At 73.8% G+C, this 14210-nt stretch carries 15 protein-coding genes and 1 pseudogene; 7 read left to right on the top strand and 9 right to left on the bottom strand.

Going from position 1 to position 14210, the window contains the following annotated elements; translation table 11 throughout:
* Window positions 1-32 precede the first annotated feature (32 nt).
* The 4 genes from OG386_RS12150 to OG386_RS12135 form a co-directional block, all read right to left on the bottom strand.
* The gene (locus tag OG386_RS12150; RefSeq protein WP_328788174.1) at window positions 33-407 is read right to left on the bottom strand and encodes a hypothetical protein; all 375 of its coding nucleotides are present in this window, start codon (window positions 405-407) and stop codon (window positions 33-35) included.
* A 228-nt stretch (window positions 408-635) separates the two neighbouring features.
* Window positions 636-1007, bottom strand: a complete 372-nt coding sequence (locus OG386_RS12145; RefSeq protein WP_266606173.1) for a PPOX class F420-dependent oxidoreductase — start codon at window positions 1005-1007, stop codon at window positions 636-638.
* Between the two features lie 364 nt (window positions 1008-1371).
* Window positions 1372-1854, bottom strand: a complete 483-nt coding sequence (locus tag OG386_RS12140; RefSeq protein ID WP_328788173.1) for a DUF456 domain-containing protein — start codon at window positions 1852-1854, stop codon at window positions 1372-1374.
* Window positions 1855-1878: 24 nt separating this feature from the next.
* Entirely contained in the window at window positions 1879-2856 is a 978-nt protein-coding gene (locus OG386_RS12135) for a helix-turn-helix domain-containing protein (protein WP_328788172.1), read from the bottom strand.
* Window positions 2857-3054: 198 nt separating this feature from the next.
* On the opposite strand from OG386_RS12135, the pseudogene OG386_RS12130 reads away from it, so the two are divergent.
* Together OG386_RS12130 and OG386_RS12125 are read left to right on the top strand one after the other, a co-directional pair.
* Window positions 3055-3867, top strand: a pseudogene (locus tag OG386_RS12130) (peptidase); the annotation flags it as partial.
* A gap of 204 nt (window positions 3868-4071) precedes the next feature.
* On the top strand, window positions 4072-5472 hold the full coding sequence (locus OG386_RS12125; protein ID WP_328788171.1) for a protein phosphatase 2C domain-containing protein: 1401 nt from the start codon (window positions 4072-4074) through the stop codon (window positions 5470-5472).
* A 42-nt stretch (window positions 5473-5514) separates the two neighbouring features.
* Here OG386_RS12125 and OG386_RS12120 read toward each other — a convergent pair whose 3' ends face one another.
* Entirely contained in the window at window positions 5515-5952 is a 438-nt protein-coding gene (locus tag OG386_RS12120) for a glutaredoxin domain-containing protein (protein ID WP_328788170.1), read from the bottom strand.
* Window positions 5953-6166: 214 nt separating this feature from the next.
* Between OG386_RS12120 and OG386_RS12115 the strand changes: the two genes are divergently transcribed.
* Window positions 6167-7270 carry a serine hydrolase domain-containing protein gene (locus OG386_RS12115; protein WP_328793225.1) on the top strand — a complete coding sequence of 368 codons (1104 nt, stop codon included), beginning with the start codon at window positions 6167-6169 and terminating at the stop codon, window positions 7268-7270.
* A 7-nt stretch (window positions 7271-7277) separates the two neighbouring features.
* Here the strand turns inward: OG386_RS12115 and OG386_RS12110 are convergent, their stop codons facing one another.
* Complete coding sequence (locus OG386_RS12110; RefSeq protein WP_328788169.1) at window positions 7278-8528, bottom strand: MFS transporter; 1251 nt, start codon at window positions 8526-8528, stop codon at window positions 7278-7280.
* A 77-nt stretch (window positions 8529-8605) separates the two neighbouring features.
* On the opposite strand from OG386_RS12110, the gene OG386_RS12105 reads away from it, so the two are divergent.
* The 3 genes from OG386_RS12105 (at window position 8606) to OG386_RS12095 (ending at window position 10314) form a co-directional block, all read left to right on the top strand.
* Window positions 8606-9127, top strand: a complete 522-nt coding sequence (locus tag OG386_RS12105) for a CGNR zinc finger domain-containing protein (RefSeq protein WP_328788168.1) — start codon at window positions 8606-8608, stop codon at window positions 9125-9127.
* Window positions 9016-9738, top strand: coding sequence for a thiamine pyrophosphate-dependent enzyme (locus tag OG386_RS12100; protein WP_328788167.1), 723 nt, complete (start codon window positions 9016-9018; stop codon window positions 9736-9738). Before OG386_RS12105 ends, OG386_RS12100 begins: the two co-directional genes overlap by 112 nt.
* Window positions 9739-9867: 129 nt before the next feature.
* Entirely contained in the window at window positions 9868-10314 is a 447-nt protein-coding gene (locus OG386_RS12095; RefSeq protein WP_405789181.1) for an ATP-binding protein, read from the top strand.
* A gap of 84 nt (window positions 10315-10398) precedes the next feature.
* Here the strand turns inward: OG386_RS12095 and OG386_RS12090 are convergent, their stop codons facing one another.
* Complete coding sequence (locus OG386_RS12090; RefSeq protein ID WP_328788166.1) at window positions 10399-11457, bottom strand: DUF2637 domain-containing protein; 1059 nt, start codon at window positions 11455-11457, stop codon at window positions 10399-10401.
* A gap of 208 nt (window positions 11458-11665) precedes the next feature.
* On the bottom strand, window positions 11666-12526 hold the full coding sequence (locus tag OG386_RS12085) for a (2Fe-2S)-binding protein (protein ID WP_328788165.1): 861 nt from the start codon (window positions 12524-12526) through the stop codon (window positions 11666-11668).
* A gap of 137 nt (window positions 12527-12663) precedes the next feature.
* Between OG386_RS12085 and OG386_RS12080 the strand changes: the two genes are divergently transcribed.
* Window positions 12664-13329 carry a GntR family transcriptional regulator gene (locus tag OG386_RS12080; protein ID WP_328788164.1) on the top strand — a complete coding sequence of 222 codons (666 nt, stop codon included), beginning with the start codon at window positions 12664-12666 and terminating at the stop codon, window positions 13327-13329.
* 51 nt (window positions 13330-13380) lie between these two features.
* Here the strand turns inward: OG386_RS12080 and OG386_RS12075 are convergent, their stop codons facing one another.
* Entirely contained in the window at window positions 13381-14157 is a 777-nt protein-coding gene (locus OG386_RS12075; RefSeq protein ID WP_327388437.1) for a hypothetical protein, read from the bottom strand.
* Window positions 14158-14210 lie beyond the last annotated feature (53 nt).

Here is a 14210-nt window from a genome sequence, read left to right as displayed (position 1 = left end):
GGGCCGAGACCCCGCCCCCGCCCGGACACCCCTCAGGAGGACTCGCGGGAGGCCCGTCGTGCGCTGTGGCTGATCCGCCGGAGCGGCGACAGGGCGTACCCGGCCGTCACGTATCCCGCGGTGGCCGACAGGGGGACGAGCGCGGCCAGGACCAGCGCGGTGGACGCCACCAGCGAGTCCTGGGGCTGCTGCCGGGAGGGGGCCGGACAGGGGGCCGGCCCGCTGTCCGACGGCTCCGGACAGCCGGCGGGCGCCAGTACGATCGCGGACTCCGAACGCAGTTCGAAGATGGGATCGTTGCCCCTGCTCACGGCCTGCACCGCGAGCAGGTGGACAACGGCCAGCAGCGCCGTCCCCGCCATCATGAACACCCCGCCGTACAGGCAGGTGAGACGTAAGCGGGTCACGGATCGCCGCTGCGGCGCCATGGCGTGCGAGGCCGCGCAGACCGCACTCCCCACCGCATCGACGATGGCACGGCCCCTGATCCGGATCGGCACCGGTACTCCCCCTCACCGCGTCACAAGCCCCGACCCCCACTGTCGCTGCTCCGCCCCTAAACAGAGCGTCAGCACCGGAAGCCGTACGGCGACGGGCGGCCACCCGCACACCGGCGGGGCGCGCTCCCGGGACGGTCAGAGCCCCCACGCGTGGACGCGTTCCGGGTGGATCCGGATCACCTCCGGACTGAAATGGGGGCCCAGCCCGTGCGGGCCCGTCTCCAGCGTGGCGCGGCCCCGGATCTCGATGCCGCGCACCCGCCACGGCCGGGTGCTCACCAGGTCGTCCACGACCAGCGACAGCCGGGGGTTCCCGTGCAGGTTGCGCCACTTCTTCGTCGTGCCCATCGCCATTCCGCCCACCAGGATCGTCCCGTCCTCCTGAGGGAAGAAGCCCACCGGGTTCGCCTGCGGCTGCCCGGCCGCGTCCACCGTGGCCAAGCGGCCCAGGTGCTGCGAACGCAGGTAAGCCAGTTCGGCCTCGCTGAAACCCTTGAAGTCCGTCATACCGCCCAGCCTCGCAGTCACGGCCGGTCCCCGCATCGGGCTACGGACCTAGGTCACCAGGGACGGCGGGCGGGCCCACTCCAGGAGTTGCGCGTACGGCATCCGTGTCATCGGGCGGAGTGCCGCATCGGGTGCAGCAGTGCGCCTCGCGTGCGGTGTCCAGGCGTCCGCACGCGTCGCAGACGAGGTGCAGGAGGCAGGCCGGCTCGCCGCCCTCCGCCGGCGGCTGTGGGGCGGGGAAGGCAGGCGTGCCCGGAACGGACGTGCCCATGGCGCCTCCACGACCGATCGAGTCAGGGGCTTGGAGCGTATCCCCCGATCGTGCGGGCCGCACCCCGGGTTTCCCGCGACGGGCGCCGGGCGCCTACTGCGCCACCACCGCCCCCACCCACGCCCCCACCAGGACCAGGCACGCGAACAGTTCCACCAGCACGCTCGTTCCCACCGCCCGCATCACCGCCCGCACCGACGCCCAGGCCTCGCCGTGGCTGCCCAGGCGGAGCCGCTCGCACAGGTAGATGCCGCCCACGAAGCCCGGAACCGCCCCCACCACCGGCACCAGGACGAAGCCCAGGAGCGCCCCGGCCCCCGCCAACACCACCATCCGGGAGGTGATGCCCAGCCCCCGCACCCGCCGGGGCGGCAGCAGCCACTTCACCACCTGGACCACCAGCAGCAGGGCCGTCGCCGCGACCAGCAGGGTCCACGCCGACGCCGAACGCACGTGCAGTGCCCACCACAGCAGCCCCGCCCACACCAGCCAGGTGCCCGGCACACCCGGGATCAGCACTCCGACCACCCCGAGCAGCAGCACCAGCCCCACCAGCAGCAGCTGAGGCAGATCCATGCGCTCAGCCTGACCGACCAGGAGCTATCGGGCCACCCAGCCCCGCTCGTGCGCGTGCCAGCCCAGCTGCAGCCGCGTCGTCACCCCGGACAGCTCCATCAGACCCTTGACCCGCCGCTGCACCGTCCGCAGCCCCAGCTCCAGGTGCTTCGCCACGCTCGCGTCCGTCATGCCCGCCAGGAGCAGCGAGAGGATCTCCAGGTCCGTGGCGTCGGGGCTGCCCCCGGCCTCCTCGGCGGAACCGGTCGCCCCCAGCCGCAGCGGCAGCGACTCCCGCCACACCGCCTCGAACAGGCCGGTCAGGGCTTCCAACAGCCCCGACGCGTGCACCACCAGCGCCGCCGGCTCCGCCCCGCGGGCCGTCAGCGGGACCATGGCCAGCGTCCGGTCCGCGATCACCAGCTTCGTCGGGACCTGCGCCGTCACCCGGATCTGCTCGCCGCGCGCCAGCGCCGTCGACGCCTCCCGGATCCCGCTCGGCAGGGTCAGCACCTCCCGCTCGATGACCACCCGGTAGTCGACCCCGCGCACCGAGGCCCGGTCCTCCGCGTCGTTGTCCGTCCCCGTCACCACCTGCGGCCGGCCCGTGACCAGCGCGCAGACCTCCTTCTCCGCGCCCAGCTGGATCTGGTGGAAGCGGTGCGCCACCGCGCTCGCGCCCTGCACCACCTCCACGAGGTCGTGCACCGCCGGTTCGGTGGCCTCCGCCCGGTACTCCTCGGCCAGCAGCGCCGCCGCCAGCTCCGCCTGTTCCAGCTCGTGCCGCTGCTGGGTCAGCAGCGCCCCGAGCGCCACCCCCGGCGGGGCCGCCACCCAGCGCCCGGGCCGGGCCGAGGACTGAGCCGCCAGTCCGTGCCGCTCCAGGTGGCGCAGGGCCCGTTCGGTGTGCGGCACCGGCAGCGTCAGCCGGTGCGCGAGGTCGGGTACCTCCGCGGCCCCCAGCGCGACCAGCGCGCGGTACGCCGACTCCTGGCCCTCGTCCAGGCCTATGGCACCCAGCACCCCGTCCACCCACCTTTCGACACGCGCCTGGCGGGAAGCGGCCACGGCGCAAACCCGCCGCGGACATCATCGCCGCACCCGACGCCACTCTGCCAAGGTGACGCCACCGCAGCACCAACATCCGCTGGCCAGAAGCCATTTACGCGGCGCTTTCGCCGTGCAATGCAGCAGTTGGCCGGAATTCACCTGGGGAGAGCGATGCGTCCGATATCGCGTACGGCACTCGGGGCGGCCAGCGCGGCCGTTCTGGCCGTCACCGCCATCGGCCCGACGGCGGCGCAGCCGGCCGACGGGGCGCCCGGAGCGGGGAAGAGACCACTCGTCGGCGGTGAGGCGGCCGGAAAGCAGCCCGCGGCCCCCGTCACGGTGACCCTGGTCACCGGCGACCGGATCCTGGTGTCCACCGACGCGGCCGGCCGCACCGCCGCCACCGCGATGCCGCGCGCGGACGGCTCGCAACCGCTCGTGCAGACCCGGCAGTCGGGCAAGGACCTCTACGTGTACCCCGAGGGCGCGGTGGGAGCCCTCGCCGCCGGCCAGGTCGACCACGAACTCTTCAACGTCACCGGCCTCGTCCGGCAGGGCTACGACGACGCGCACACGGGGAAGCTGCCGCTCATCGCGGTCTACGACGGATCCGTGAACGTGGCGCGCAGCGCCCCGCCCACGCCTCGCGGCGCCGACCGCTCCCTCGTCCTCGGCTCCATCGGAGCCGTCGCCCTCGCCGCCGACAAGCAGCAGGCCGCCGCCTTCTGGTCGGACGTCACCGGTACGGGCCCCGGCGGCCCCGGCGGTACGGACCCCCGCGCGCGCTCCGCGGCGGGCGGGCTGAAGAAGTTGTGGCTGGACGGCAAGGTCCGGGCGAACCTGGAGCGTTCCACCCGCCAGGTCGCCGCCACCGCCGCCTGGGTCGCCGGGTACGACGGCAAGGGCACCAAGGTCGCCGTCCTCGACACCGGAACGGACCTGGACCACCCCGATCTGCGGGGCCGCGTCGTCGCGTCGAAGAACGCCGGAGCCTCCGGCAAGCCCGTCTCGCCGAAGGTCGAGCTGACCGACGCGAAGGGCGCCACGGTCACCCAGACGGTCGTGCGGGCGTACGACGTGCGCTGACCCGTACGGCTGGAACGGGAGGGGTCCGGCGGACGGCGGTCCGGCGGACCCTTTTCGTGCATTCGGCGTTTTCCGGCCCCGTGCGGCGCCGAGAATGGAGCCATGAGTCAGCAGGGTGCGGACGACTGGTGGCAGAAGCTCTACGAGGGCCCGGACGCGGAAGCGGAACCCGACCCGGGGGACACCCTGGACAAGCGGTTCCGCTCGGCGGCGGGCGTGACGACGGACCCGGCACCGGTGCCGGCACCGGCCGCGGCCCCTGCCACGGGCCCGGCACAGGCCTTCGCGCCGGACCTCGCGCCGGACGTGGCACCGGACGTCGTGCCGGATCCGGGCCCGCCGGAACCTCCGCGCGCCCCGGAGCCGCTGCTGCCCGGCCCCCGGCAGGGGGAGCCGGCGCCCACCCCGACCCTGCCCGACTTCCCGCCGCCGCGGGACCCCCGGGCGGGCGACGCCACGGGGTACGCGCTCGGCGGCGTGGCCGTACCACCGGTGCGCGGGCCCGAGCTGCCGGTGCGGCACCCGGAGGCACCGAGCCCGGAGGCCTGGTTCGATCCGGCCCCGCAGCCGTTGCAGCCGGCGCCCGTGGCCGAGCCCGGGCCGGGGCCCGAGCCCGGGGCCGAGCCGGTGGCGGCCGGACCGGAGACCGTTCGGCCCGAGGTCTCCCACCTGGGCGACCGCGCTCCCACCTACGCCGCCGAGCCGGGCCCCCTTCCGCCCGCCGACCCGGCCGCCATCGAGGAACTGACCCCGGACACCGTCCTGGAGGGGGCCCGTTACGGCACCTACACCCTGCGCGCCGCCTCCCTGCGCGGGGACTCCGCCCGCTACCGCGGTGAGGCCCGCCGCGACTTCCTGCTCACCGCCCGCTTCGGCAGCGGCGACGACGCGCTGGTCCTGGTGGCCCTCGCGGGCGGGGACCGGGCCGCTCCCGGGGCCGCCGAGGCCGCCGCCGAGCTGTGCCGCACCGTCGCCTCCGCCGTCGGGCGCAGCCAGGAGCGGCTGGCCGACGACATCCGCGCCGGGCGCCGCGACGCCCTGCGCTCGGGCCTGCAACGGCTCACCGACCGGGGCTACGGGCGACTGCGGGCCCGCGCCGTCGAGCTGGGGCTCGCGGAAGCGGCGTACACCGCCGGACTGCGCGGGCTCCTGCTCCCGGTGGACCCGCAGTGCCGCACCAGGGTGTGCTTCGGCGCGGGCGCGGGCGGCCTGTTCCGGCTCCGCGCGGGGCAGTGGCAGGACCTGGAACCCGTCGGGCCGGCCGAGGACACGGAGGGCGGCTTCCGCTTCCGCGCGGCCGTGGCCCGGTCCGGGGACACCCTGTTGCTGTGCTCCGGGGGCCTGTCGGAGCCGATGCGGGAGGAGGCCGCGCTCCCGACGGAACTCGCCGCCCGCTGGGCCGGTCAGGAGCCGCCGGGCCTCGCGGCCTTCCTCGCGGACACCCAGCTCCGCCTCAAGGGGTACGCCGACGACCGGACGGCCGCCGCGGTCTGGGAGGCGTAACCGGGGCGGACCGGGGCGGAACCGCGGCGGCACGGCTTCCGGTCACGCGAGGGGCAAGAGCTGTCCGCGCACCCATGCGGGATCGGGGTTGGTGTGCGGCCGGCCCGCCACGAAGACGGTCGGCACGGTTTCGTTCCCGTCGTTGGCCGCCCTCACCACAGCGGCTCCTGCGGGGTCACTCCAGATGTCGACCCAGTGCAGTTGGCGGGCGCTACGGCCCAGCCGGATGCGCAGGCGTATGCAGTATTTGCAGCCCGGTCGCCAGAAGACGACCGGTCGGCCGTCGGCCGCGCTCCTGCGCTGTGCCTCCGGCGCACCGATCGACCGCGGGAACACCAGGGGCGAGTGCATGCCGGCCAGCAGCACGAACACCAGGAGGAGTGCCGCGGCCGCGCCGGGGCTCCCGCTCAGGACCAGGCCAGCCGCGACGACCGATCCGCAGGACCCGAACAGCATGGGCAAGATCCAAGCACGCGTCATGAGGGCGCAGGCTATCGACGGGCCGTCAGGCTCCTCGAACCAGGGGTGGGGGCAACCCCCGTGCCGGTCCGGGTGGTAGCGGGATGGGCGAGCGGTGCGGCGGCCCGGCAGGCTGGGAAGGGAACGGCGCAGGCAACAGGAACGGGACTGATCGGTGAATTCACGGGCACGGGCCGCGGGGTTATGGATAGGGATCTGCGCGGTGGTGGTGGGGATGCTCCCCGCGGCCGCGCACGCGGCGGAACGGGGGCCGGCCGCACCGCCCGCCGGCCTCGAGGAGGCCATCGAGCAGGCGGTCGCCGACGGATTCCCCGGTGTCGTGGCGTACGCCAGGCGCGGGGAGCGGGAGTCGCGCACGGCGGCCGGGCTCGCGGACACGGCGACCGGCGAGCGGGCCCGGCCGGACCAGCGGTTCCGGATCGCGAGCAACACCAAGTCGTTCGTGTCGACGGTGCTCCTGCAGCTGGAGGGCGAAGGGCGGCTCTCGCTCGACGACAGCGTGGACACGTGGCTGCCCGGCGTGGTCCGGGGAAACGGCAACGACGGCACGGCCATCACCGTCCGGCAGCTGCTCAACCACACCTCGGCCATCTACGACCCCACCAACGAGCCGGAGTTCTTCGCGCCCTACCTGGAGCGCCACGACTGGGACCACGTGTACACGCCCCGGGAGGTGATCGCCCGCGCGGTACGGCACGAGCCGACGTTCACGTCCGACGACGGCTGGGGGTACTCCAACACCAACTACCTCCTCGCGGGTCTGGTGATCGAGGCGGTCACGCACCGCAGCGCACCCTCCGAAATCCATCGGCGGATCATCGTGCCGCTCGGTCTGAAGGACACCTCCTTCCCGGTGACCGACCCGAACATCCGCGGCCCCCATCTGCACGGCTATGACCTCAAGGGGCGCGATGTCACCCGGTTCAGCCCGTCGTACGACTGGACCGCCGGCGCCATGATCTCCACGGTCGGCGACCTGGCCCGTTTCCACCGGGCCCTGTTCGCCGGCGTGCTGCTGCGCCCCGCCCAGCAGCGTGAACTCCTGACGGGGAGCCGCGGCAAGCCGGCGTACGGACTCGGTGTGCAGTCCGTCGACGTGACGTGCGGCCCGGGACCGGGCAGCAAGCAGGTCAGCGCCTGGGCGACCGACGGCAGCGGACCCGGCTTCACCAGCGTGTCCCTCACCACCGCCGACGGCGGGCGACAACTGGTCCTGGCCGCCAATGTCTACGACCTCGGCGCGGAACTGAAGAATGAGGCGCCCGTCCCGCGCACCCGTGCGCTGGAGCAGGCCCAGACGGCAGTCCTGTGCGACTGAGCCACCATCAGGTCAGGGCGCGCGATGCCGCACCGCGCGCGGCGGGGGAGTCCTCGCCGTCGGCCGCACCAGGCCTGCGGCGCTCCGCCCAGCGGACCGCGGGCGGAGCCACGAGGCCGGTGAGGGCGAGGACGGCGCCGAGGACGAACCAGCCGGGTCGCCCCCAGCCGATGCACAGGGCGATCAGCAGGGACGGGCCGAGAGCCTCGGCGAGTCCGGCGCCCATGCCGAACACGCCGAGGTACTGGCCGGTGGCATGTTCGGGAGCGAGGGCGAAGGAGATCTCGAACCCTCCCGCTGCGTGCCAGAGCTCGCCGACGGTGTGGACGACGACCGCGACCAGGAGCAGCGTGACGGCCGCCCAGGCGGGTGCTCCCGCCGACAGGGAGACCAGGGAGCAGGAGGCGAGGAACGCGGCACCGGCGCGACGGTAGGCGCGAGCGCCGGTGGCGGGGGTGCCGATGTTCCGGCTGGCACGCACCTGGAAGGCGACGACGATCACCGTGTTGGTCAGCATGCCGGCGGACACCAGCCAGCGCGGTGCGGTCGTCTCGCCGATGAGCCACAGGGGGACGGCCACGGTCAGGACCTTGAACTGGACGGCCATGACGCCGTCCAGGGCGCTGATCCCGAGGTAGGGCAGGTCCCGCAGGGCGGCCCACCGGCGACCGCCGCCGCTCGGTAGGGGACGGATCGGGGCGAGGCGGAGCAGGAGCGCGGCGGACACCGCGAAGGAGACGGCGTTGCCGGCGATCAGGAGCCGGTAGGCCGTGTCCGTGCCCGACTGGACGGCCCAGCCCGCGAGTACGGCGCCCAGCGAGATCCCGGTGTTGCTGACGGACCGCAGGTACGCCCTCAGTTCCTGGGGGCGTTGACCGCCGTGTCGTTTGATGATCGGGCCGCGCGCCGACACCCCTGCGCCCTGGGCCGACACGGCCAGGGTGACGACCAGCACGAACGACCAGAAGCCGTCGGCCGACACGAAGCCGGCCGTGGCCAGGGCGCGCAGGAGCAGCGTGGCCGCGTACACGCCGCGCGGGCCGCGGCGGTCGGCGAGATGCCCGGCCCCGATGCCCACCCCGAGCGCCACGAGTCCCGCAATGCCGAGGCCGAGTCCGACCTGGTCCGCGGGGAGCCGGACCGCCTCGGTGAAGTAGAGGACGCCGGCGGTCAGGTACACCCCACTGCCGATCGCGTTGGCGAACGTCGAGACGGCGAGGACGCGTGGGGGGCCGGGGGCGGGCAGCAGTCGCGGCATGGTGGACTCCGCTGGTCGGGGGCAGGGGCGGACGAGAGCCCCTTTCCGGGGTGCGGACAGCCTGCTGTAATGGTCTTGTGCACCTCAACCCTTACGGGGCGGACGCGGTGAACCTGGCCGCTGCCCTGACCAACCGTCGCCCGTCGAGCCCCGGGGAACTCGCAGACCGCTGCCGTGCCGCCGGGCTGGCGGTGTCGGGGCCCGTCACCCCGGAGGATCTGGGCCGTGCGCACCGCGCCCTGACGGTGTGGGAGAAGGTCGTCGACGCCGCCGACGAACCGGAGCGCGCCGCGCTGCTCAACGGCATGCTGGAAGAGGCCGCCGCCTTCCCGAGGCTGACCGACCACGCCGGCGACGGCTGGCACCTGCACTACCGGGACGATCAACAGCCCTTCGGTGACCAGCTGTTCTCGCTGATCGCCGTCGGGACCGCACTGCACCTCGCGGGCCGGGGCATGCACCGGCTCCGGCGATGCGCCGTGTCCGAGTGCACCGCGGTCTTCGCCGACACCTCGCGCACGGGACGGCAGCGCTACTGCTCGCCCTGCTGCGCCAATCGGGACGCGGTCCGCCGCCACCGGGCGCGGCACGCCGGCTGAGGGCCCGTCCCTTCACCCGTCGCGGACGCAGTTCACGCCTTCGGCCGGCGCCCGGCCCGCTTCCCCGTCCGCACCGGCATGTGCAAGGTGCGGGTGGCGCGCTATCTTTCTTTCCCCGAACGGCGAGTGGCGCACGGTCCACCGATCGGAACCGTCAAGTGGTGTCGATGGCGGGCGACGGTGGTTGCTCGATGCCGTGGGGAGATTTCCTCCCCCTCGTGCAGTACGACCTGCCCATCAAAATGGTCCCCTTCGACAACTCACCCCGGGGAAAAGCCGAGTGGGAGGTGACGATTTCCGGCCTCTTCTCCTCAAGGACGACGGACCAGGACCCCGACGTCGCCGCCCTCGTGCGCGCGGGCGGCGGGTACGGGGTCCGCGTGGCAAAGGCCGGGCAGCTCATGGGGGCTTTGGAGGGCGCTTTCCGGCATCGGGGACCCGCTCGGGTGGGCGCGGTGACGGACCCGGTCGCCTTGTGGATTCCTCCGAAGACCAGTGCCGAAACCGTGGCCGGATTCGCACGGTCCGCCAGCAAGATCGTGTGCGACGCAGCGGTCAGCCGCGTCATGGGGATGGCTCGATCCGACCTCCCCGACGCGCCCCGCCCCTGAGCCCGCAGGAGTGCGGAACCGCCCGGGGGGCATGCATCCCGTAGACCTGTTCGAGAGCAAGGACACGGGAGGGACATCGCCGTGCGGGTGGGGGCGAAGACCGGAAAGCTGTGGGGGAGAGGGAGGCCGGTGCCGCGCGAGCCGTCCGCCGACGGGGACGGGGACGGGGAATCGGTGGACACGCTGCGGATCACCCGGAGCGTACGCCGGGCCGACCTGAAGGCGGTCGGCGAAGTCCGCCGGGCCCTGCGGGAGTTGATGCGCCACCGGTGCCATACCGATGCCGCCGAGGTGGCCGAGCTGTTGATCACCGAGCTCGTGACCAACGCGCTCGTCCACACCGACCGCGGCGCGGAGGTGCACGCGAGTCTCGCCGCCACCCGGTTACGGGTGGAGGTCCGGGACTACGCCGCACGCCGGCCCCGGCCGTACGTACCGACCGCCGACGACGGTACGCACGGCCGGGGACTCGTGCTGGTGCAGGCGCTCGCCGACGACTGGGGCGTGGACGCGCTCGCCCTGGGCAGCGGCAAGGTGGTGTGGTTCGAGCTCGACGGACGGCACGACGCGTCGTAGCGCGGGCCGGACGACGGGCTGTACGACGAAGGGCCCGCCCGAGCAGGCGGGCCCCGCGGGGTCTCCCCGTACGAGCGGACCGGATCAGCCGAACTGCTGCTCCAGGTCCTTCAGTTTGCGCTCCAGCGAGTCCAGCCGGGGAATGGTCTGGGTGTCGTCCTCGGCGGTGAGGTCCACCGTCCGGGTGCCGGTCACGTCAAGGGACTCGGTTCGGTTGACGGCCTGCAGGGAGGGCCGGCGTTGCAAGGGCAGTTGTCCTGATTCCGGTATGGCGGGCTCCGCGCCGACCGGCGCGGAGCCCGCTCCCTGCGTCAGTTCCGGGAGCTCGACCTGGCGGCCGCGTGACCGCCCGAACGCCCGGTTCTGCCGGCCCAGCGCCTTGATGCGCGCCCGGTCGAGCCGGTTCTGATCGCGCCTGCGGTGCCGGTCCTGCTCCCGCTCCTTCTTGTCCTCGCGCACCTCGTCCACGGCCTCGTCGAGGGTGCGTACCCCTTCCAGCAGCATGAGGGACCAGGCGCCGAAGGTCTCCCGGGGGGCCCGCAGCCAGCGGACCATCCGGATCTGGGGCAACGGCCGCGGGATCAGGCCCTGTTCGCGCAGCGCCGCCCGGCGGGTCTGCTTGAGGGCGCGGTCGAAGAGCACGGCCGCCGAGAGCGACATCCCGGCGAAGAACTGCGGGGCCCCGTCGTGGCCCAGGCCCCGCGGGGCGTGCACCCAGTTGAACCACGCGGCCGCGCCCGCGAACAGCCAGACGAGCATGCGCGAGCCGAGGGCCGCGTCACCGTGGCTGGCCTCGCGCACGGCGAGCACCGAGCAGAACATCGCGGCGCCGTCGAGGCCGAAGGGGACGAGGTACTCCCAGCCTCCGGTGAGGTTGAGGTTCTGCCGGCCGAAGCCGACCAGCCCGTGGAAGGAGAGCGCGGCCGCGACCGCCGCGCAGCAGAACAGCAGAACGTACGAAGCGGTCCCGTAGACGGCTTCCTTGCGCCGCCGCCGTTCCTCGCTGCGCTCCCAACTGTCGTCGGCCGCGGCCTTCTCGCTCTCCCGCTTGCCACGGGCCAGCACCGCAACTGCCGCAAGTACGCCCAGGATCAGCAGGCTGCCGGGCAGCAGCCAGTCCAGCGATATGTCGGTCAGTCTCATGCGAATGTCCCTTGCCTCGCGTGTGCGGCCATGCGGCTGTACGGCTTTCCGGGCGCCATAGTGGCGTAGCCGGTGAGCCGTGCACGCAGCTTTCGGGGCAAGTGGACGCCATCGGGGGGCGGGGCCCGCCGGATAGGGTGTTGTAGCTCGAACTGGCGGCCGCACGGGCCGAGTTGTGTTCGAATTCAGTCAGTCGTACGGGGTGGGTTCAGGCGGCGGTCGCCGCGAGGCGGGCGATCCGGTCGGCGTCACAGGTCCGGGGGCAGGTGACACAGGTGTCCTCGGGGCGGATGGTGTAGAAGAAGCAGCAGCCGGCCCGGTCCCGGGTGGGCAGCTCCTCACCGGCGGGGCCGGTGAGCGTACGGAACCCCGCGCCGCCGGTGTACGGGGCGGTGGAGCCCGGCAGGAGCGCCTCCAGTTCGGCCATGGCCCGCTGCTCCTCGCCGAGCAGGTTGCCGATGTACCAGAGGCCCTCGACGACCTCGTCGGTCACCATGCCCCACAGGGCGCGGCGGCCGCGCCGCATGCGCGGGCCGAAACCTTCCAGCAGCGGTCCGAGGTGCTGGGCCACCGCAGCCCGCACCTCCTCGCGCAGGGCCTCCTCGTCGGGCACGACACGGGCCCCCGGGGTTGCGGCCGCCGGATCGTCCGGCAGGCATGCGAACTCCCCGACGTGCACGCTCATCCGGCCCAGCGTCCGGTGGAAGGCCACCTCGGTGACCGGAAGGCGGGGGACCCGCCGGTGCAGGAACCACGGGAGGGTGATCAGCAGGCAGGCCGGCCACGCGTACCGGTGCAGGCCGAAGCCTGCGATCACGTCGGGGCGGGCCTGCGTCCCGTAGTCCCTCAGGACCTGGGCGTTGTCCCAGGCGAGGAAGGCGTCCAGGGCCGGCCCGCCGGCCGCGAGCTCGTCCGCGCCGACCCATCCCACACCGCGGGGGAGGGGTTCGTCAGCGGTTCGCTCGATCACCCGCAGTCCGCCGTACGCCTCGGCCAGCCTGGCGAACGCATCCGTCACCGCAGAGCCGGGCGGGGTGGATGTGACAGCCGGGAAGGTCGTGACGGTCATGACGGGCCACCGAATCACAGAATCACACGATCGTTAACAGGTTAGCCTTACCTTACCTGATTCGGATCGATCCGCACCCCTCCCCGCGCACGCCGTCACCTATTCTCAGGAGAGGTCGAGACCCGGAGGAGGACCGCGTGCACGAAACGGCCCAGGCCCGGGTGCCGGCACAAAGGCAGAAGGTGTTGCGCCATTCGGTGCGCGGTCAGGTGCTCGACGCGCTGCGCGCGGCCCTGATCGACGGAGAGCTGGTGCCGGGGGAGATCTACTCGGGCCCGGCCCTCGGGGAGCGCTTCGGGGTCTCCGCGACCCCCGTGCGCGAGGCGATGCAGCAGCTGGCCGTGGAAGGGGCGGTGGAGTGCCTCCCCAACCGGGGCTTCCGCGTGCTCTCCCGCACCCCGAAGGAGCTCGCCGAGCTGGCCGAGGTGCGGGCGCTGCTCGAAGTGCCCGTGATGATCCGGCTGGCCCGCACGGTTCCGGCGGTCACCTGGGAGGCCCTGCGTCCGGCCGCCGCCGCCACGGCCGAGGCGGCGGCGGCCGGTGACCTGCCGGGGTACGCGGCGGCGGACCGGGACTTCCACCGGGCGGTGCTGCGGCTGGCCGGCAACGAGCAGCTGGTGCAGGTGGCGGAGGAGCTCCACCGCCGGGCCCAGTGGCCCCTGCCGGGCGCTCCGCGGGTTCGGCGGGCCGATCTCGTGGCCGATGCGGCGGAGCATTCGGCGCTGCTGGAGGCGCTGATCGCGCGGGACCTCCCGGTGGTGGAGTCGCTGGTCCGCGAACACTTCGCGGGCTCCCCCGCCTGACCGTGCTCCACCCCGGGCGCGGAGCGCCGTTGGGGTGACGGTCGGAGCGGGCTACGCCGCAGGCGAAGGGGTCGGGTGGAGTTGGTCCGCCAGCCAGGTGGGGATGCCGCCCAGCAGGTGGAACAGGCGGCGGGCCTCCGCGCGCAGCCGGGTGGCCTCCGGTTCCGGTTCGGCCTCGGCCAGGGCGGCCAGCGCCGGGGCCGTGCCGATCAGGAAGCCCAGGTCCTCGCGGATGCGCAGGGACTCCGCGAAGCCCTTGCGGGCCTCGGCCACCTCCCCGTCCCGCAGGGCCAGCGCGGCCAGGTGCCGCCAGGTGAAGGACAGCAGCAGGGTGTCCCCGTGCGCTTCCGCCCCCGCGTGGGCCCGGTGGTACGCCGGCCGGGCCGATTGCGGGGCGTCCGCGAGGTGCTCGGCGACGAGCCCCCGCCGGAAGTCCAGCAGCGGGCGGGTCCGGGACTGCGGGGACAGCAGGGCCGCGGCCCGGCCCAGCGCGGAGCGGGCCTCGTCGGCCCGGTCGCGCACGCCGAGCACGGTGGCGGCGTACGCCAGCTGGCCCCGCTCGCACGCAGCCGCACCCCGGTCGTCGTCGTCCTGGGACACCGCCTCGGCGATCCGCAGCGCGTCCTCGGCCTCGGCCCAGCCCTGCCCGGTGAACAGGCACCGCTCCACCAGCAGCGCGGTCCGTTGCACGGCCGCCCCGGCACTGCCGGCCTTGCCGATGTGCGGCGTCAGCAGCGCCGCCGCATCCGTCCAACAGCCGCGCGAGCGCAGCCGCCATATCGCCCGCTGGAGGGGGTCGTCTCCTCCGCTTGTTCCGGCACCCGACATGGCGGTGTCCGCCACATTGCCCTCCCCAAAGCAAGCAAGCAGCACATCGTTGA

Source organism: Streptomyces sp. NBC_00273 (assembly GCF_036178145.1).
Lineage (GTDB): Bacteria > Actinomycetota > Actinomycetes > Streptomycetales > Streptomycetaceae > Streptomyces.
This window is presented reverse-complemented; position numbering and strand designations above follow the sequence as displayed.

Bases quoted from the DNA above. Each gene is read 5' to 3' on its own strand.
- OG386_RS12145 (WP_266606173.1), bottom strand. From the start codon at position 1,007: ATGACGGACTTCAAGGGTTTCAGCGAGGCCGAACTGGCTTACCTGCGT.
- OG386_RS12140 (WP_328788173.1), bottom strand. From the start codon at position 1,854: ATGGATCTGCCTCAGCTGCTGCTGGTGGGGCTGGTGCTGCTGCTCGGG.
- OG386_RS12125 (WP_328788171.1), top strand. From the start codon at position 4,072: ATGAGTCAGCAGGGTGCGGACGACTGGTGGCAGAAGCTCTACGAGGGC.
- OG386_RS12120 (WP_328788170.1), bottom strand. From the start codon at position 5,952: ATGACGCGTGCTTGGATCTTGCCCATGCTGTTCGGGTCCTGCGGATCG.
- OG386_RS12115 (WP_328793225.1), top strand. From the start codon at position 6,167: ATGCTCCCCGCGGCCGCGCACGCGGCGGAACGGGGGCCGGCCGCACCG.
- OG386_RS12110 (WP_328788169.1), bottom strand. From the start codon at position 8,528: ATGCCGCGACTGCTGCCCGCCCCCGGCCCCCCACGCGTCCTCGCCGTC.
- OG386_RS12090 (WP_328788166.1), bottom strand. From the start codon at position 11,457: ATGAGACTGACCGACATATCGCTGGACTGGCTGCTGCCCGGCAGCCTG.
- OG386_RS12085 (WP_328788165.1), bottom strand. From the start codon at position 12,526: ATGACCGTCACGACCTTCCCGGCTGTCACATCCACCCCGCCCGGCTCT.
- OG386_RS12075 (WP_327388437.1), bottom strand. From the start codon at position 14,157: ATGTCGGGTGCCGGAACAAGCGGAGGAGACGACCCCCTCCAGCGGGCG.